This window comes from Pseudomonas sp. 2VD (genome assembly GCF_005503585.1).
In the GTDB taxonomy this organism is placed as follows: Bacteria; Pseudomonadota; Gammaproteobacteria; order Pseudomonadales; family Pseudomonadaceae; genus Pseudomonas; species Pseudomonas aeruginosa.
The window spans coordinates 1-15961 of record NZ_SCND01000106.1; the positions used below are offsets into that span (position 1 = coordinate 1).

General features: G+C 63.8%; 16 protein-coding genes and 1 pseudogene. 12 read left to right on the top strand and 5 right to left on the bottom strand.

The genetic code is table 11. The annotated features are described in order from the left end of the window. A pseudogene (locus FFS27_RS13990) lies at nt 1–381 on the top strand (heme ABC transporter ATP-binding protein); the annotation flags it as partial. A 10-nt stretch (nt 382–391) separates the two neighbouring features. Next, entirely contained in the window at nt 392–1279 is an 888-nt protein-coding gene (locus FFS27_RS13995; RefSeq protein ID WP_003100156.1) for a ChaN family lipoprotein, read from the top strand. A gap of 463 nt (nt 1280–1742) precedes the next feature. Here the strand turns inward: FFS27_RS13995 and cbpA are convergent, their stop codons facing one another. The 4 genes from cbpA to FFS27_RS14015 all read right to left on the bottom strand — a co-directional run bounded on the left by cbpA (nt 1743) and on the right by FFS27_RS14015 (nt 5144). Further along, complete coding sequence (gene cbpA, locus FFS27_RS14000; protein ID WP_021264070.1) at nt 1743–2540, bottom strand: cAMP-binding protein CbpA; 798 nt, start codon at nt 2538–2540, stop codon at nt 1743–1745. A 104-nt stretch (nt 2541–2644) separates the two neighbouring features. After that, on the bottom strand, nt 2645–2917 hold the full coding sequence (locus FFS27_RS14005; RefSeq protein WP_003095094.1) for a TfoX/Sxy family protein: 273 nt from the start codon (nt 2915–2917) through the stop codon (nt 2645–2647). Nucleotides 2918–3142: 225 nt separating this feature from the next. Further along, on the bottom strand, nt 3143–3490 hold the full coding sequence (locus FFS27_RS14010; protein ID WP_003095090.1) for a pentapeptide repeat-containing protein: 348 nt from the start codon (nt 3488–3490) through the stop codon (nt 3143–3145). 91 nt (nt 3491–3581) lie between these two features. Continuing rightward, a complete protein-coding gene (locus FFS27_RS14015; RefSeq protein WP_021264071.1) occupies nt 3582–5144 on the bottom strand; it encodes a bifunctional aminoglycoside phosphotransferase/ATP-binding protein in 1563 nt (520 codons plus the stop codon). 212 nt (nt 5145–5356) lie between these two features. Between FFS27_RS14015 and mrcB the strand changes: the two genes are divergently transcribed. The 3 genes from mrcB to FFS27_RS14030 are packed head-to-tail and all read left to right on the top strand — an operon-like array spanning nt 5357 to nt 8806. Further along, entirely contained in the window at nt 5357–7681 is a 2325-nt protein-coding gene (gene mrcB / locus FFS27_RS14020; RefSeq protein WP_003111352.1) for a penicillin-binding protein 1B, read from the top strand. 16 nt (nt 7682–7697) lie between these two features. Beyond that, nucleotides 7698–8477 carry a penicillin-binding protein activator LpoP gene (gene lpoP, locus FFS27_RS14025; RefSeq protein ID WP_003095080.1) on the top strand — a complete coding sequence of 260 codons (780 nt, stop codon included), beginning with the start codon at nt 7698–7700 and terminating at the stop codon, nt 8475–8477. Then, nucleotides 8477–8806, top strand: a complete 330-nt coding sequence (locus FFS27_RS14030) for a YqcC family protein (RefSeq protein ID WP_003111351.1) — start codon at nt 8477–8479, stop codon at nt 8804–8806. Before lpoP ends, FFS27_RS14030 begins: the two co-directional genes overlap by 1 nt. 107 nt (nt 8807–8913) lie before the next feature. Here the strand turns inward: FFS27_RS14030 and FFS27_RS14035 are convergent, their stop codons facing one another. Beyond that, complete coding sequence (locus tag FFS27_RS14035) at nt 8914–9366, bottom strand: DUF4124 domain-containing protein (protein WP_003095076.1); 453 nt, start codon at nt 9364–9366, stop codon at nt 8914–8916. Between FFS27_RS14035 and FFS27_RS33265 the strand changes: the two genes are divergently transcribed. From FFS27_RS33265 to msrQ, 7 genes are all read left to right on the top strand, one after another. Continuing rightward, nucleotides 9356–9628, top strand: coding sequence for a hypothetical protein (locus tag FFS27_RS33265; protein ID WP_152934532.1), 273 nt, complete (start codon nt 9356–9358; stop codon nt 9626–9628). The two genes, FFS27_RS14035 and FFS27_RS33265, sit on opposite strands and share 11 nt — an antisense overlap. Nucleotides 9629–9916: 288 nt before the next feature. Further along, complete coding sequence (locus FFS27_RS14040) at nt 9917–11641, top strand: acetolactate synthase 3 large subunit (protein ID WP_003095071.1); 1725 nt, start codon at nt 9917–9919, stop codon at nt 11639–11641. Nucleotides 11642–11643: 2 nt separating this feature from the next. Beyond that, nucleotides 11644–12135 carry an acetolactate synthase small subunit gene (gene ilvN / locus FFS27_RS14045; protein WP_003095069.1) on the top strand — a complete coding sequence of 164 codons (492 nt, stop codon included), beginning with the start codon at nt 11644–11646 and terminating at the stop codon, nt 12133–12135. A 42-nt stretch (nt 12136–12177) separates the two neighbouring features. Continuing rightward, nucleotides 12178–13194: a ketol-acid reductoisomerase gene (gene ilvC, locus FFS27_RS14050; protein ID WP_003095066.1), complete on the top strand. Its 1017-nt coding sequence runs from the start codon at nt 12178–12180 to the stop codon at nt 13192–13194. A gap of 154 nt (nt 13195–13348) precedes the next feature. Further along, nucleotides 13349–14164, top strand: coding sequence for a CDP-diacylglycerol--serine O-phosphatidyltransferase (pssA, locus tag FFS27_RS14055; protein WP_003095061.1), 816 nt, complete (start codon nt 13349–13351; stop codon nt 14162–14164). Nucleotides 14165–14224: 60 nt separating this feature from the next. Beyond that, entirely contained in the window at nt 14225–15238 is a 1014-nt protein-coding gene (msrP, locus tag FFS27_RS14060; protein ID WP_003121058.1) for a protein-methionine-sulfoxide reductase catalytic subunit MsrP, read from the top strand. Further along, nucleotides 15238–15846, top strand: a complete 609-nt coding sequence (gene msrQ / locus FFS27_RS14065; protein ID WP_003111346.1) for a protein-methionine-sulfoxide reductase heme-binding subunit MsrQ — start codon at nt 15238–15240, stop codon at nt 15844–15846. Before msrP ends, msrQ begins: the two co-directional genes overlap by 1 nt. The last annotated feature ends 115 nt before the right edge of the window (nt 15847–15961 follow it).

Genomic DNA, 15961 nt, shown 5'->3' on the forward strand with positions numbered 1-15961 from the left:
AGCGACCTGGCGCTGTCCGGCGGCGAACGCCAGCGCGTGCACCTGGCGCGGGTGCTGGCGCAGCTGTGGCCGGGCGAGCCGGGGCAGGTGCTGCTGCTCGACGAACCGACCTCGGCGCTCGACCCGCTGCACCAGCACACTACCCTGCAGGCGGTGCATGATTTCGCCCGCCGCGGTGCCTCGGTGCTGGTGATCCTCCACGATCTCAACCTGGCCGCGCGCTATTGCGACCGCCTGCTGCTGTTGCAGAATGGTCGCCCGCACCTGCTCGGTACGCCCGAGGAAGTCCTGCGCCCCGAGCCGTTGCGCGCGGTGTTCGGCCTCGAGGTCCTGGTCCAGCGTCATCCCGAGCGAGGTCATCCGCTGATCGTCGCCCGTTGAAGGAGTCGCCATGCGCATTCGCCTGTTCGCTTTCTGTCTGCTGCTGGGCGGCTGCCAGTCCCAACTGCCGCCGCTGCCTGATTGGCAGAGCCCGGAAGGGCGCGACGATCCGCAGACGGGACGAATCGTCGAATTGCGCAGCGGCGTGACGCTGAGCCCGCAGCAACTGGTCGCACGCCTGGCGGCCGCGCCGCGAGTGATCGTCGGCGAGAAGCACGACAATCCCGATCATCATGCCGTGGAACTGTGGCTGGCGCAGGCCCTGGGCGAATATCGGGCGCAGGGCAGCCTGCTGCTGGAAATGCTCGATCCCGGCCAGCAACCACGGGTGGATGCGGTCCGCGTACAACTCGGGACCGGCAAGCCGGTGGCGAACCTGGAGCAGGCCCTGGACTGGCAGAAAGGTTGGGACTGGACGCAGTACGGACCCCTGGTGTCCTGGGCGGTTGCGCAACCCGCGCCGTTGCTGGCGGCGAACCTCCAGCGGAGCGAGATCATGCGCATCTACAGGGAGCGTCCGCCGCTTCCCGGAACGGCCTCCAGGCGTGACAGCGTGCGCCTGCCGCTGCTTGCGCAGATTCGCGAATCCCACTGCGGCATGCTTCCCGACGATCAATTGCCGGCGATGCTCGCCGTCCAGCAGCAACGCGACCGCCGCATGGCCGAGCGTCTTCGCGATGCGCCACTGCCGGCGATGCTCGTCGCCGGCAGCTTCCACGCCCGACGCGACCTCGGCGTACCGGTCCACCTGCGCGACCTTGGTGCGGAGAAGGGCGCGCAGGTACTGATGCTGGTCGAGGCCGGGCAGGCGGTAACGACGCGTGAGGCCGACTACGCCTGGTACACGCCGGCACAGCCGGACAAGGACTATTGCGCGGAGATGAAGAAGGCACGTTGAAGGAAGGGCGCGAGGCCTGGAGCCGCGTATCGCGCTACGTTTTCGCGGGCAAAAAAAGACCCGGCAAAGTGCCGGGTCGAAACCGTGATTAGCCTGATGAGGAGATAATCTGAAGAGTCCGACTGCTTGGTCTCTCAGCTTACCTGCTGGCCTCGCGACCAGTTGATGTAATAATAACTATTCTCATTATCAGGTCAAGCCGGTTCTCATTCATTCCATCGCCAGCCGATGAACGGTCGTCTCCGGCCGAATCGCAGGCAAAAAAAGACCCGGCAAAGTGCCGGGTCAAAAACCGTGATTAGCCTGATGAGGAGATAATCTGAAGAGTCCGACTGCGTGGGTCTCTCAGCTTACCGGCTGATCTCGCGACCAGTTGAGTGACATAATAATGATTCTCATTTCCATGTCAAACGCTTTCGCCAAACTTTTCTGCTAGCTAGTCGCGAGCCCTCTGGAATGGGCCTCAGGCGCTGCGGCGCAGGCGCAGCTGGGTCACTTCCCGGTTAAGCAGGTCTATCCGCCGGGCCATGCCTTCGATCAGGCTATGGGCGATTCGCGGGTTGTTCTGCATAAGGCCGAGGAACTGCTCCTTGGGAATCACCATCACCGTGCAGGGTTCGCTGGCGACCACCGTGGCGCTGCGTTTCTCGCGAGTGAACACGGCCATGGCGCCGAAGATCTCGTCCTTCTGCACATCGCCGACTTTCTGGCCGTCCACCAGCGCTTCGGCATGCCCCTCGATGATGATGAACACATGATCCGCATCGTCGCCCTGGCGGATCAGCGCCTCGCCCGCGGCGAAGTGGCGGAAGCCGGTGGCCGGGCGGACTTCCGGCTGCTTCAGGTGCGCCAGCGCATCGCCGAGCAGGGCAGTCTGTCCGATCAGGTACTGCAATAGCAGTTCCTGACGCTCCTGGTCAGCATGGATGTGCTGGAGCAGCGCATCGCGCGAATAGGGCAGCAGGCGGATCGGTTCTTCATTGGCATGCCGGCAGGCGGGGAGCACGAGTCCGCGTCGAAGGCCGAGGAGGTCGCCTTCCTGGAGGTAGAACAGTGGGCGTTCGTCGACCAGCGCATGCAGCAGGCCGCTTTCCACCAGGAATACCTGGTCGGCGGGCAGCTCGCGTTCCAGGTCGTCGCTACGTTCCAGTTCCACGGCGGGGCCGCTGGGTGCCAGGCCTTCGAGCAAGCGGTGAGGGATTCCCTGCAGGCGATTGATCAATTGGTCGGCATAAGCCGGTTGCTCGCCGAGTAGATACATGGCCATTTCCTTGAGCTGCCTGGTCGGGAGAGGAGGTACGAACGTCCACGAGACGATAGGTGGGCGCCCGGGGGGAGTAAATATCTTCCCGTGGCAGGTGTGAGCTAGCTCTTGTTTCGCACGGGGAAAGTCTCCAGCTCGCCGAGCAGTGCGGCCTTGTGGTCTGGGGACAGCTCGTTCCAGTGAACGTCGAGGAGTGCGCCTTCGATGGCATAGAGCAAGACTTTCGAGGCTCGGAAGCCGCGCGCGCGGACCGCGCGATAGGCTCCCACCGAGCCGAGCCGACGCAGATCGGTGGCGCTGTGGATACCCACGGCATGCAACCATTGGGTCGAGGTTTTCCCGAGGTTTTTCAGGTTCAGCAGTTCGTCGTTCATCGTCGGTCCTTGCGATGCCGCTCAGAAGCGTGATGGCGCGGAACTGCCTGGAACCGGTCCGGAGCCGACAGGGCCGGCGCGATGGAGCGAGATGGCCGACGCGAGCGGCCTTCGCCCTTACGATCCGGCGTAGGCGGTCCGGGACCGATCCTCAGCCGGCCGGGTACCTGCCAGAAGTGTAGCGGCCTCCCGGCAAAACGTGGCCTGGCGTGGTCCTTCCGCTTCTCAGGGCTCCGGCAGGTAGCGCAGGCGGGTGCCGAAGTTCACCGACATGCGGATCTCGTCCGGCGCCAGGCGCAACGGGAAATACGTACCGGATATCTGCGCATGGGCCAGGCTGGCGCCCTCCAGGCGCGCCTCGCGCAGATCCACGCCGCGCAGGTCGGCGCCGCGGAAATAGGCATCGCTGAAGTCGACGCGGGCGGCATCCAGCAGACGCAGGTCGAGGCCGCGGAAGTCGCCGCCGGCCAGGTCGATCCAGCCGTCGGCCGGCTTCTGTCGGTTGAAGCCTTCGATGTCTTCGGCGTGGAGCAGTTGGTAGAGCGGCGAGTCGAGCTGACGGGGCGAGTTCATGGGCGGCGTCCTGCGCAGAAGGCTCGCCGTGAGTATAGAAGAGCAGCGGCACGGCGCCCGCCCTGGAGGGGCGGGCGGCATGGCAGTTCGTTCAGAGACCGGGCAGGCGCTGGCGAATGCCGTCGATCAGCCCGTCGAGGCTGGCCGCGTCGTGGGTGTCTACGCGCTTGCTCTGGACCGTCTCCGCCGCTGTCAGCGGCTCGCGGGTAGCCTGCTGGGTGCGGATCACGTCGAGAGTCGCGTCGGACGGATCCTTGCCTTCCGCCTGGCGTTGCGCAAGCCAGCCGGCGATCACCGCTTCGGGCGCCTGGCAGTCGAGGATCAGGAACGGCACGCCGGTTTCTTCCGCGATGTGGCAAGCGGCCTGGCGCTGATTCTGCTTCAGGTAGGCGGCATCGATCACCACCGGATAGCCAGCCTGGAGGATCTTCGCGGCCAACTGGTGAAGGTGCGCATAGGTCGCTTCGCTGGCCTGGCTGCTATAGATGCCGGCGGCGAACTGGCCCCTGTCGTGTTCCGGCTGCTCGCCGAACAGACGCTTGCGTTCGACATCCGAGCGCAGGCGCACGGCGCCCAGAGCCTCCACCAGACGCATGGCCACCTGGCTCTTGCCGACCGCGGAGACACCATGGGTGACCGCCAGGAAGCGCGAGGGAATGGCGCTGTAGCTTTCCGCCAGGTTGGCGTAGTTGCGGTACTGGCGCAGGGTCGCCGCGCGCTGCACGGCATCGGTCTGGTAGCCGAGGCTGAACAGCGCGACCTTGGCGCGGACCATGGCGCGGTAGGCCTTGTAGAAGTTCAGCAGTTCCAGGGCCTGGTAGTCGCCGGTGTGTTCCAGATAGAGGCTGACGAAGCGTCGAGCGTGGCACTTCAGGCCGCGATCTTCCAGGTCCATCGCGAGGAAGGCGAAGTCGGCGCAGACATCGGTGAAACGGAACGGCTCGTTGAATTCGATGCAGTCGAACAGCACTACCCTGCCGTCGATCAGCGCGGCGTTGCCTAGGTGGATGTCGCCGTGGCATTCGCGGATGAAGCCCTTCGCCTTGCGCTCCTGGAGCACCGGCAGCAGGCGTTCGAAGCTGCTTTCCGCCCAGGCTTCGAGGGCATCCAGCTGTTGCAGGTCGGCCTTGTCCTTGAGCAGCGGGCGAACCTGCTCGAAATTCTGCCGCACCGGCGCCATGCAGGACTCGGCGGTGCCCAGCGGGTGCTCCAGCGGCACCTTCGGAGTGTTCTGGTGGAAGTGCGCGATCTGCTCGGCCAGTTCGTCGATATGCTGGTTGGACAGTTCGCCGCGGCCCTGGATTGCCGCCAGCAGGTTGTCCTGCGGGAACTGGCGCATCTTCAGCAGGTATTCGATTGCCTCGCCGTCGCCGCCGATCCGCGGCGCCTCTTCGCTGCCGGTGATCGGCAGGACCTCCAGGTAGAGATCGTCGGTGAGGCGCTGGTTCAGGCGCAGCTCTTCGTTGCAATAGAAGCGGCGCTTGTCCAGGCTGGTGAAATCGAGAAAGCCGAAATCCATCGGCTTCTTGATCTTGTAGGCGTAGGGACCGGTCAACAGGACCCAGGAGATGTGCGTCTCGATGACCTCGAAGCGCTCCACCGGGTGGGGGTAGAGGGCCGGGTTCTGCAGGGCGGCGATCAGGGTCTGGCTCACGGGATATCCTTGCCTCTGAAATATGCGAAAACCCGCATTATGGCGGGAAGGGGTGACAGTGCAAACCTCGCTGGCGGATAGCAACCATTTGCCGGATCGCCGGTCGAATGCGCCGCGCTGCCGCCGCGCCTATCCACCGGGGCCGCGCAGACCGTGGATGCCGCCGATGTGGTGTCTGTCCGCTGTGGATAAAGTACGTATAATGCGCCGCCATGACGCGTCCCCGATCCCCCCGTTCCCGTAACAGCAAAGCACGCCCGGCACCCGGCCTGAACAAATGGCTCGGCTGGGCCCTCAAGCTCGGCCTCGTCGGCCTGGTGCTCCTCGCCGGCTTCGCCATCTATCTCGATGCCGTGGTGCAGGAGAAATTCTCCGGCCGGCGCTGGACCATCCCGGCGAAGGTCTATGCCCGCCCGCTGGAGCTGTTCAACGGCCTGAAGCTGAGCAGGGAAGACTTCCTGCGCGAACTCGACGCCCTCGGCTACCGTCGCGAGCCCAGCGTGAGCGGCCCTGGAACCGTATCGGTGGCGGCCAGCGCGGTCGAACTCAATACCCGTGGCTTCCAGTTCTACGAAGGCGCGGAACCGGCCCAGCGCGTGCGCGTGCGCTTCAACGGCAACTATGTCAGCGGGCTGAGCCAGGCCAACGGCAAGGAACTGGCGGTGGCGCGCCTTGAGCCGCTGCTGATCGGCGGCTTGTATCCGGCGCACCATGAGGATCGCATCCTGGTCAAGCTCGACCAGGTGCCGACCTACCTGATCGACACCCTGGTCGCGGTCGAGGATCGCGACTTCTGGAACCACCATGGCGTGTCGCTGAAATCCGTGGCCCGGGCGGTGTGGGTCAACACCACGGCCGGCCAGCTGCGCCAGGGCGGCAGCACCCTGACCCAGCAGTTGGTGAAGAACTTCTTCCTGAGCAATGAGCGCAGCCTGAGCCGCAAGATCAACGAAGCGATGATGGCGGTGCTGCTGGAACTGCACTACGACAAGCGCGACATCCTCGAGTCCTATCTCAACGAGGTGTTCCTCGGCCAGGATGGGCAACGAGCGATCCATGGCTTCGGCCTGGCCAGCCAGTATTTCTTCAGCCAGCCGCTGGCCGAGCTCAAGCTCGACCAGGTGGCGCTGCTGGTCGGCATGGTCAAGGGACCGTCCTACTTCAACCCGCGGCGTTACCCGGATCGTGCGCTGGCGCGGCGCAACCTGGTGCTCGACGTGCTCGCCGAGCAGGGCGTGGCGACCCAGCAGGAAGTCGACGCCGCCAAGCAGCGCCCGCTCGGCGTTACCCGGCAGGGCAGCATGGCCGACAGCTCCTATCCGGCCTTCCTCGACCTGGTCAAGCGCCAGTTGCGCCAGGACTACCGCGACGAGGACCTGACCGAGGAAGGGCTGCGCATCTTCACCAGCTTCGATCCGATCCTGCAGGAGAAGGCCGAGACCTCCGTCAACGAAACGCTCAAGCGCCTCAGTGGGCGCAAGGGAGTCGACCAGGTCGAGGCGGCGATGGTCGTGACCAATCCGGAAACCGGCGAGATCCAGGCCCTGATCGGCAGTCGCGACCCGCGCTTCGCCGGCTTCAACCGGGCCCTGGACGCGGTGCGGCCGATCGGTTCGCTGATCAAGCCGGCGGTCTACCTGACCGCTCTCGAGCGGCCGAGCAAGTACACCCTGACCACCTGGGTGCAGGACGAGCCCTTCGCGGTGAAAGGCCAGGACGGCCAGGTCTGGCGACCGCAGAACTACGACCGGCGCTCGCATGGCACGATCTTCCTGTACCAGGGCCTGGCAAACTCCTACAACCTGTCCACCGCCAAGCTCGGCCTCGACGTCGGTGTGCCCAACGTGCTGCAGACCGTCGCCCGGCTGGGTATCAACCGTGACTGGCCGGCCTATCCGTCGATGCTGCTGGGCGCCGGTTCGCTCAGTCCGATGGAGGTCGCCACCATGTACCAGACCATCGCCAGCGGCGGCTTCAACACGCCGTTGCGGGGGATCCGCAGCGTCCTCACTGCCGACGGCCAGCCGCTCAAGCGCTATCCGTTCCAGGTCGAACAGCGCTTCGACTCGGGCGCCGTCTACCTGGTGCAGAACGCCATGCAGCGGGTCATGCGCGAAGGCACCGGGCGTTCGGTGTACAGTCAATTGCCGTCGTCGCTGACCCTCGCCGGCAAGACCGGCACCAGCAACGACTCGCGCGATAGCTGGTTCTCCGGTTTCGGCGGCGACCTCCAGGCTGTGGTCTGGCTCGGTCGCGACGACAACGGCAAGACGCCGCTTACCGGCGCCACCGGTGCCTTGCAGGTGTGGGCCAGCTTCATGCGCAAGGCGCATCCGCAATCGCTGGAAATGCCGATGCCGGAGAACGTGGTGATGGCCTGGGTCGACGCGCAGACCGGGCAGGGCTCGGCGGCGGATTGCCCGAATGCCGTACAGATGCCCTATATTCGTGGCAGCGAGCCCGCCCAGGGCCCAGGCTGCGGGAGCCAGAACCCCGCCGGCGAGGTGATGGACTGGGTACGTGGCTGGCTGAATTGATCCGAGAGGACCTGACGTGAAGAAGATTTTCGTATTCGCCGCGCTTGCCGGCAGTGCCGTGCTCGCGGGCTGCGCCAGCCCGCAGCACGGGGCGATCCCGGTGGTGGATTCCGGTACTCCGGTGTCCAACCAGGAAAGCGGCGGTTTCCGCATCACCCGTACCCAGGTACCGCGTACCCAGCAAGGCGCCGCCACCCAGGGCATTCCCCAGGGCGGCGACTCCGGTGTGGTGGTGATGGTGCCGCAGGGCGCCAATTCCGCACCGATCCAGACTTTCCCGGCGCAGTCCGGCGCCGCGCCGATCAGCAGCGCTCCGCTCGGCACCGGCACCCAGTACCAGGCTCCGCCCAGCAGCGCCTCCACGCCACCGCTGGGTGGCAGCTACAACATGCCGCCCAGCGGCGCCAGTCGTTCCGCGCCCACCGGCATTCCGGCCTCCGGCTCGGCCGGCAGCCTGGCGGCCGACGAGCAGTTGGACGGGCCGGTCCTGGCGATGCTCACAACCGCCCAGCAACAGCAGGGCAGCGGCGACCTGAACAGCGCCGCCGCCAGCCTCGAGCGAGCCCAGCGCATCGCTCCGCGCGAGCCGCAGGTGCTCTATCGCCTGGCCCAGGTGCGCCTGGCCCAGGGCGATGCGGCCCAGGCCGAGCAGGTCGCGCGCCGTGGCTTGAGCTACGCCAATGGCCGGCCGGCCTTGCAGGCCGGGCTCTGGGAACTGATCGCCCAGGCTCGGGAGAAGCAGGGAGACTCCGCCGGCGCTGCGCTGGCCCGGCAGAAGGCCAAGGTCAGCTCCTGATGGATCGACGGGTCTATGCGCTGGCCGACCAGTTGTTGCTGATCGAGCGTGAGTTGCGTGCCCTCGGCTGGTGGAGCGAAAGCAGCCCCGCCCCGGAAGCGCTGGCCAGCCCCGAGCCGTTCTGCGTGGATACGCTGGCGCTCGAGCAATGGCTGCAATGGATCTTCCTGCCACGGATGAAGCTGATTCTCGAAAGCGACAGCGCCTTGCCGCAAGCCTCGGGTATCCTGGCCATGGCCGAGGTGGCCTATGCGCAGCGTGGCGAGGAAGTCGCCGGCCTGCTGGCGGCGCTTGGCGAGTTCGACCGGCTGATCGGCGGGCCGTCATGAAGCTTCGGCAGTAAAGAAAAACCCGGCTACAGGCCGGGTTTTTCTTTGCTTCAAGCAAGGCGGAGAGCCGGGTCAGCCCCATGCTGCGGGACGGGGCTGTGTTCGCCTCAGCGGCAATTCTCCTGGATCGCCTTTTCGGCCTTGGCGATTCGCTCCTGGCGTTCTTCCTCGCCGAGGCGACGGAGTTCGCCCTTGCCTTCGTCGACCCTTACGCGCGGGTTGTTCTTCAGTTGCGCGAGGTTGTTGCGGGTTTCTTCGCAGAACTGCTTGCGCTCGGCCTCTTCCTTCGCCACTTGCTGCTTCACCTTGTCGTCGATCGCCTTCTGCTCGGGATCGGCCGGTTTCTGCTGGATGGTCGGTGCCGGGGTCGAGGGGGGCAGGGGGAAGTTGTCCGGCGGCGGGGCGGTCTGGGTATTCACCGTGGTCGCTTGCGCACCTTGCGGCGGTTGTGCGCCGAAGTGGGTGACGCCCTCGGCGTCGACCCATTTGTAGATCGGGGCGGCCATGGCGAAAGAGGAGAGGGCGAGCAACAAGCTGGCCGGGAGGATCATGCGTCGCATGCGGAGTCCTTGGAATGCGCTAACTGCGGCTAACTATAACCAAATCCGCCAGCGCGGCATGCTGCACGGCATCACAACCGCCGCCGGAGACGGCCTCGCCGTGGCAAGTCCTCGCGGGAATCATGGGCATTTTGGAAAAGTTTGCTCTAAATCGGAATTTTCTAGCCATAAAATCTGTTTTTGGTCATTGATCAGCTTTTTTATGGAAGGGTATGGCAGCTTCCTTGGAATTTTTTTTGATAATTTTCAGAATAAAGCTTGACTTGCGTTCGACGAATGCGAAGAATCCAAGCTCGCTGTAGCGGGCCGTCTGCAACCCAGTCCCCTCTCCGGCAGACCATGAGGTGCCTACCCGCGCCGAAAGTTACACCCTGCTTCGCGTTACCTCGCGCTGGGTGGAAGAGCTCCGTAACACCAGGCGCCCTTCCAAGTTTGCTCAATCGGCAGTTGACGTAGCCGGTGACTACCGTCACCCATGCTCTGCCGGGCAGCCAACCGAATTTCGGTCGCCCGCCCCTGGGTGGCCGTATAGCGTTCTAGAGGTGAAAACGTGGAGCTTTTATCTGGCGCTGAAATGGTCGTCCGCTCGTTGCGCGACGAAGGCGTTAAGTACATCTACGGGTACCCGGGTGGTGCCCTCCTGCATATCTACGACGCGCTCTTCAAGGAGCACGACGTGACCCACATCCTGGTGCGCCACGAACAGGCGGCTACCCATATGGCCGACGGCTACGCCCGCGCCACCGGCAAGCCCGGTGTCGTGCTGGTGACTTCCGGCCCGGGCGCGACCAACGCCATCACCGGTATCGCCACCGCGTACATGGACTCCATCCCGATGGTGATCCTGTCGGGCCAGGTGCCGAGCAACATGGTCGGTACCGACGCGTTCCAGGAAACCGACATGGTCGGGATCTCCCGGCCGATCGTGAAGCACAGCTTCATCATCAAGCATCCCTCGGAAATTCCCGAGGTGATCAAGAAGGCCTTCTACCTGGCGCAGTCCGGTCGTCCGGGGCCGGTGGTCGTGGATATTCCGAAGGACATGGGCGACCCGACGCAGAAGTTCGAATATTCCTATCCGAAGAAGGTCAAGTTGCGTTCGTACAGCCCGGCCGTTCGCGGTCACTCGGGACAGATCCGCAAGGCCGCCGAGATGCTCCTGGCCGCCAAGCGCCCGGTGGTCTATTCCGGCGGCGGCGTGATCATGGGCAATGCCGCGGCGCCGCTGACCGAGCTGGCGCAGATGCTCAACCTGCCGGTGACCAACACCCTGATGGGCCTCGGCGGGTATCCCGGCGCGGACCGCCAGTTCCTCGGCATGCTCGGGATGCACGGCAGCTTCACCGCCAACCTGGCGATGCATCACAGCGACGTGATCCTCGCGGTCGGAGCGCGTTTCGACGACCGGGTCATCAACGGCGCGGCGAAGTTCTGCCCGAACGCCAAGATCATCCACATCGACATCGATCCGGCGTCGATTTCCAAGACCATCAAGGCCGACATCCCGATCGTCGGCCCGGTGGACAGCGTTCTCACCGAAATGGTCGCGATCGTCAGGGAAATCGGCGAGACCCCGAACCAGGATGCCCAGGCTGCCTGGTGGAAGCAGATCGACGAGTGGCGTGGTAACCGTGGGTTGTTCCCGTACGACAAGGGCGACGGCAGCATCATCAAGCCGCAGACCGTCATCGAGACGCTCTACGAGGTTACCCATGGCGATGCCTTCATCACCTCCGATGTCGGCCAGCACCAGATGTTCGCCTCGCAGTACTACAAGTTCAACAAGCCCAATCGCTGGATCAACTCCGGCGGTCTCGGCACCATGGGCTTCGGCTTCCCGGCGGCGATGGGCATCAAGCTCAACTTCCCGGACGACGATGTCGCCTGCGTGACCGGCGAGGGCAGTATCCAGATGAATATCCAGGAACTGTCTACCTGCCTGCAGTACGACCTGCCGGTGAAGATCGTCAACCTGAACAATGGTGCCCTGGGCATGGTCCGCCAGTGGCAGGACATGCAGTACAACAGCCGTTATTCGCATTCCTACATGGAATCCCTGCCGGACTTCGTCAAGCTTGCCGAAGCCTACGGGCATGTCGGCATGCGCATCACCGACCTGAAGGATCTGAAGCCGAAGATGGAGGAGGCGTTCGCCATGAAGAATCGCCTGGTCTTCCTCGACATCCAGGTGGACGCCAGCGAACACGTCTATCCGATGCAGATCCGTGACGGCGCGATGCGCGACATGTGGCTGAGCAAGACGGAGCGTACCTGATCATGCGACACATCATTTCCCTGCTGCTGGAAAACGAGCCAGGCGCATTGTCCCGCGTGGTCGGCCTGTTCTCCCAACGCAACTACAACATCGAAAGCCTGACCGTGGCGCCGACCGAGGACCCGACCCTGTCGCGTCTGACGCTGACCACCGTGGGGCACGATGAGGTGATCGAGCAGATCACCAAGAACCTCAACAAGCTGATCGAAGTGGTCAAGCTGGTGGATCTGTCGGAAAGCGCCCATATCGAGCGCGAGCTGATGCTGGTGAAGGTCAAGGCCACGGGCGCCCAGCGCGCCGAGGTCAAGCGCACCACCGATATCTTCCGTGGGCAGATCGTCGACGTCACCAGTAGCGTCTATACCGTGCAACTGGCGGGTACCAGCGACAAACTGGACAGCTTCATCCAGGCCATCGGCACTGCGTCGATCCTGGAAGTGGTCCGCAGTGGCGTCACTGGCATCGCCCGTGGCGACAAGACTCTGAGCATCTGAACTGAAAGCAGGCCCGCGAGGCCTTACTGAAGGGGAATTCCCATGCGCGTTTTCTACGATAAAGACTGTGACCTCTCGATCATCCAGGGCAAGAAAGTTGCCATCATCGGCTACGGCTCCCAGGGCCACGCCCATGCCTGCAACCTGAAGGACTCCGGCGTCGACGTCACCGTGGGCCTGCGTAGCGGCTCCGCCACCGTGGCCAAGGCCGAAGCGCACGGTCTGAAGGTTGCCGACGTGAAGACCGCCGTCGCCGCAGCCGACGTGGTCATGATCCTCACCCCGGACGAGTTCCAGGGCCGCCTGTACAAGGAAGAGATCGAGCCGAACCTGAAGAAGGGCGCCACCCTGGCCTTCGCTCACGGCTTCTCCATCCACTACAACCAGGTCGTCCCGCGCGCCGACCTCGACGTGATCATGATCGCGCCGAAGGCCCCGGGTCACACCGTGCGTTCTGAGTTCGTCAAGGGCGGTGGCATCCCTGACCTGATCGCCATCTACCAGGACGCTTCCGGCAACGCCAAGAACGTCGCCCTGTCCTACGCCTGCGGCGTCGGCGGCGGTCGTACCGGTATCATCGAAACCACCTTCAAGGACGAGACCGAAACCGACCTGTTCGGTGAGCAAGCCGTTCTCTGCGGTGGTTGCGTCGAGCTGGTCAAGGCCGGTTTCGAAACCCTGGTCGAAGCCGGTTACGCGCCGGAAATGGCCTACTTCGAGTGCCTGCACGAGCTGAAGCTGATCGTCGACCTGATGTACGAAGGCGGCATCGCCAACATGAACTACTCCATCTCCAACAACGCCGAATACGGTGAGTACGTAACCGGTCCGGAGGTGATCAACGCCGAGTCCCGTGCTGCCATGCGCAACGCCCTGAAGCGCATCCAGGACGGCGAATACGCGAAGATGTTCATTACCGAAGGTGCGGCCAACTACCCGTCGATGACTGCCTACCGCCGCAACAACGCCGCTCACCCGATCGAGCAGATCGGCGAGAAGCTGCGCGCGATGATGCCGTGGATCGCAGCCAACAAGATCGTCGACAAGAGCAAGAACTAAGCGGCTCCGGCGACAGACGAAGAAACGCGGCCCCGGCCGCGTTTTTTCGTTCTTGCCTGGCGATCTGGTATAAAGCCTGGGCCGGCGGAGTTGTCTTCCTAGTCAGAAGTGCTGTCGGCATATTCGTACCCCATCAGTTCCCAAGGAATTGTCCATGAGTGAACGTCCCGAGGAGCCGAACAAGGCCTCCGACGAAGAAAGCCTGCTGCCCATCGACGAACATATAGAAGAAGGGCACGACGCCGAAGGGCGGAAGGTTCGTCACCGCGGTATCTACCTGCTGCCCAACCTGTTCACCACGGCGGCCCTGTTTTCCGGCTTCTACGCCATCATCAATGGCATGAGCGGCCAGTTCGCCAACGCCGCCATCGCTATCTTCGTGGCCATGGTCCTCGATGGACTGGACGGCCGTGTGGCTCGCCTGACCAACACCCAGAGCGCCTTCGGCGCCGAGTATGACTCGCTGTCCGACATGGTCGCCTTCGGTGTAGCGCCGGCGCTGGTCGCCTTCGAATGGGCGCTTGGCAGCCTCGGCAAGGTCGGCTGGATGGTCGCCTTCATCTACGTTGCGGGCGCAGCCCTGCGTCTGGCTCGTTTCAACACCCAGGTCGGCAAGGCCGACAAGCGCTATTTCATCGGCCTGGCCAGTCCGGCCGCCGCGGCGCTGGTGGCGGGCACGGTATGGGCGTTCAGCGATTTCGAGATCCAGGGCGCCAAGGTTGCCTTCCTCGTCGCCCTGCTGGTCGCCGCCGCTGGTGTGCTGATGGTCAGCAACATCAAGTACCACAGCTTCAAGGATCTCGACCTGCGCGGCCGGGTGCCGTTCGTGGCGATCCTTATCGTGGTGCTGGCCTTCGCCGTGGTCTTTACCGACCCGCCGCGCATCCTCCTGTTGCTGTTCCTTGCCTACGCGGCCTCCGGTCCTGTGCAATACCTGCTGCAGCTGCGTCGCCGGAAGCAGCCGAGCTGATGTAATTTCCAACGGGCTCCGTAGTCTACTGGCACAAAGCTGGTCATTGCGGAGCCCGTCATGCTGATCAAGATTCCCTCCCGTTCCGACTGTTCCGAGTCGGAAGTCACGTCCGAAACCCTCTACCTGTCCCGTCGGCGTCTGCTCGGTGCTTCCTTCGCCGGATTGGCGCTGGCCAGCGGCCTGCCGCGCCTGGGCTTTGCCGACGAACAGCGCTATGCCGGCGTCGAGCCGGTGCCGGCGCCGGGCTGGTTCGCCGAAAAGCTACCGCAGACCCGCTGGCAGGCGGTGGATGTCCAGAGGGAGGCGATCACGCCATTCAAGGACGCCACCCACTACAACAATTTCTACGAATTCGGGCCGAACAAGGGCGACCCGGCGGAAAACGCCTCGGCCCTGAAGACCGAGCCCTGGTCGGTGGTGATCGACGGCGAGGTCGGCAAGCCGGGTACCTATGCCCTCGAGGATTTCGTCAAACCCTACCAACTGGAAGAGCGCATCTATCGGCTGCGCTGCGTGGAAGCCTGGTCGATGGTGATCCCTTGGCTGGGCTTTCCCCTGGCGGACCTGCTCAAGCGGGTCGAACCCAATGGGCAGGCGAAGTTCGTCCGTTTCGAAACCCTGCAGCGTCCGGAACAGATGGTCGGCCAACGCTCCGGTTTCTCGGTGATCGACTGGCCTTATATGGAAGGCTTGCGCATGGACGAGGCGATGCATCCCCTGGCAATTCTGGCGGTGGGCATGTACGGGCGGCTGTTGCCCAACCAGAATGGCGCGCCGTTGCGCCTGGTGGTGCCGTGGAAGTATGGCTTCAAGAGCATCAAGTCCATCGTGCGTATCAGTCTGGTCCGCGAGCAGCCGAAGACCACCTGGGAAAGCATTGCCGCCAACGAGTACGGGTTCTATGCCAACGTCAATCCGCAGGTCGACCACCCGCGATGGTCCCAGGCTCGCGAGCGGCGCCTGCCCAGTGGGTTGTTCAGCCCCAATGTACGGGATACGCAGATGTTCAATGGCTACGGGAGCGAGGTCGCTTCCCTTTATAGCGGCATGGATCTGAGGAAGTACTACTGATGCGCTACTGGTATCTGCGCCTTGCGGTATTCCTGGGGGCGCTGGCAGTGCCGGCCTGGTGGTTGTACCAAGCCTGGATCTTTGCCCTCGGACCTGACCCGGGCAAGACCCTGGTCGATCGACTGGGGCTGGGCGCCTTGGTATTGCTGCTACTCACCCTGGCGATGACCCCACTGCAGAAGCTGAGCGGCTGGCCGGGCTGGATCGCCGTGCGTCGCCAGTTGGGGTTGTGGTGCTTCACCTATGTGCTGCTGCACCTGAGCGCTTACTGCGTGTTCATCCTGGGGTTGGACTGGGGGCAGTTGGGCATCGAGTTGAGCAAGCGTCCCTACATCATCGTGGGAATGCTTGGATTCATCTGCCTGTTCCTGTTGGCGATCACTTCCAACCGCTTCGCCATGCGCAAGCTCGGTAGTCGCTGGAAGAAGCTGCATCGCCTGGTCTACCTGATCCTTGGGCTCGGCTTGCTGCACATGCTCTGGGTGGTGCGGGCAGACCTGGAGGAGTGGACCCTGTACGCTGTGGCTGGTGCGTCGCTCATGCTGCTGCGGCTACCCTCGATCGCTCGCCGCCTGCCCAGGCTTCGAACTCGTCCCGGTGTTTCGTAATAAAAGTTTCAAATAAGTGTTGACGCCAGTTTCTATCTCCCTATAATGCGCACCACTCCCGGCGACGACGAAGAGTAAATGCTTGAAAATCAAGGATTTACGGATTCTCTCCCAG

Coding starts and splice junctions, on each gene's coding strand:
- FFS27_RS13995 (WP_003100156.1), top strand. CDS start 392: ATGCGCATTCGCCTGTTCGCTTTCTGTCTGCTGCTGGGCGGCTGCCAG.
- cbpA (WP_021264070.1), bottom strand. CDS start 2,540: ATGTATCTACTCGGCGAGCAACCGGCTTATGCCGACCAATTGATCAAT.
- FFS27_RS14005 (WP_003095094.1), bottom strand. CDS start 2,917: ATGAACGACGAACTGCTGAACCTGAAAAACCTCGGGAAAACCTCGACC.
- FFS27_RS14010 (WP_003095090.1), bottom strand. CDS start 3,490: ATGAACTCGCCCCGTCAGCTCGACTCGCCGCTCTACCAACTGCTCCAC.
- mrcB (WP_003111352.1), top strand. CDS start 5,357: ATGACGCGTCCCCGATCCCCCCGTTCCCGTAACAGCAAAGCACGCCCG.
- FFS27_RS14030 (WP_003111351.1), top strand. CDS start 8,477: ATGGATCGACGGGTCTATGCGCTGGCCGACCAGTTGTTGCTGATCGAG.
- FFS27_RS33265 (WP_152934532.1), top strand. CDS start 9,356: ATGCGTCGCATGCGGAGTCCTTGGAATGCGCTAACTGCGGCTAACTAT.
- FFS27_RS14035 (WP_003095076.1), bottom strand. CDS start 9,366: ATGCGACGCATGATCCTCCCGGCCAGCTTGTTGCTCGCCCTCTCCTCT.
- ilvN (WP_003095069.1), top strand. CDS start 11,644: ATGCGACACATCATTTCCCTGCTGCTGGAAAACGAGCCAGGCGCATTG.
- ilvC (WP_003095066.1), top strand. CDS start 12,178: ATGCGCGTTTTCTACGATAAAGACTGTGACCTCTCGATCATCCAGGGC.
- pssA (WP_003095061.1), top strand. CDS start 13,349: ATGAGTGAACGTCCCGAGGAGCCGAACAAGGCCTCCGACGAAGAAAGC.
- msrP (WP_003121058.1), top strand. CDS start 14,225: ATGCTGATCAAGATTCCCTCCCGTTCCGACTGTTCCGAGTCGGAAGTC.
- msrQ (WP_003111346.1), top strand. CDS start 15,238: ATGCGCTACTGGTATCTGCGCCTTGCGGTATTCCTGGGGGCGCTGGCA.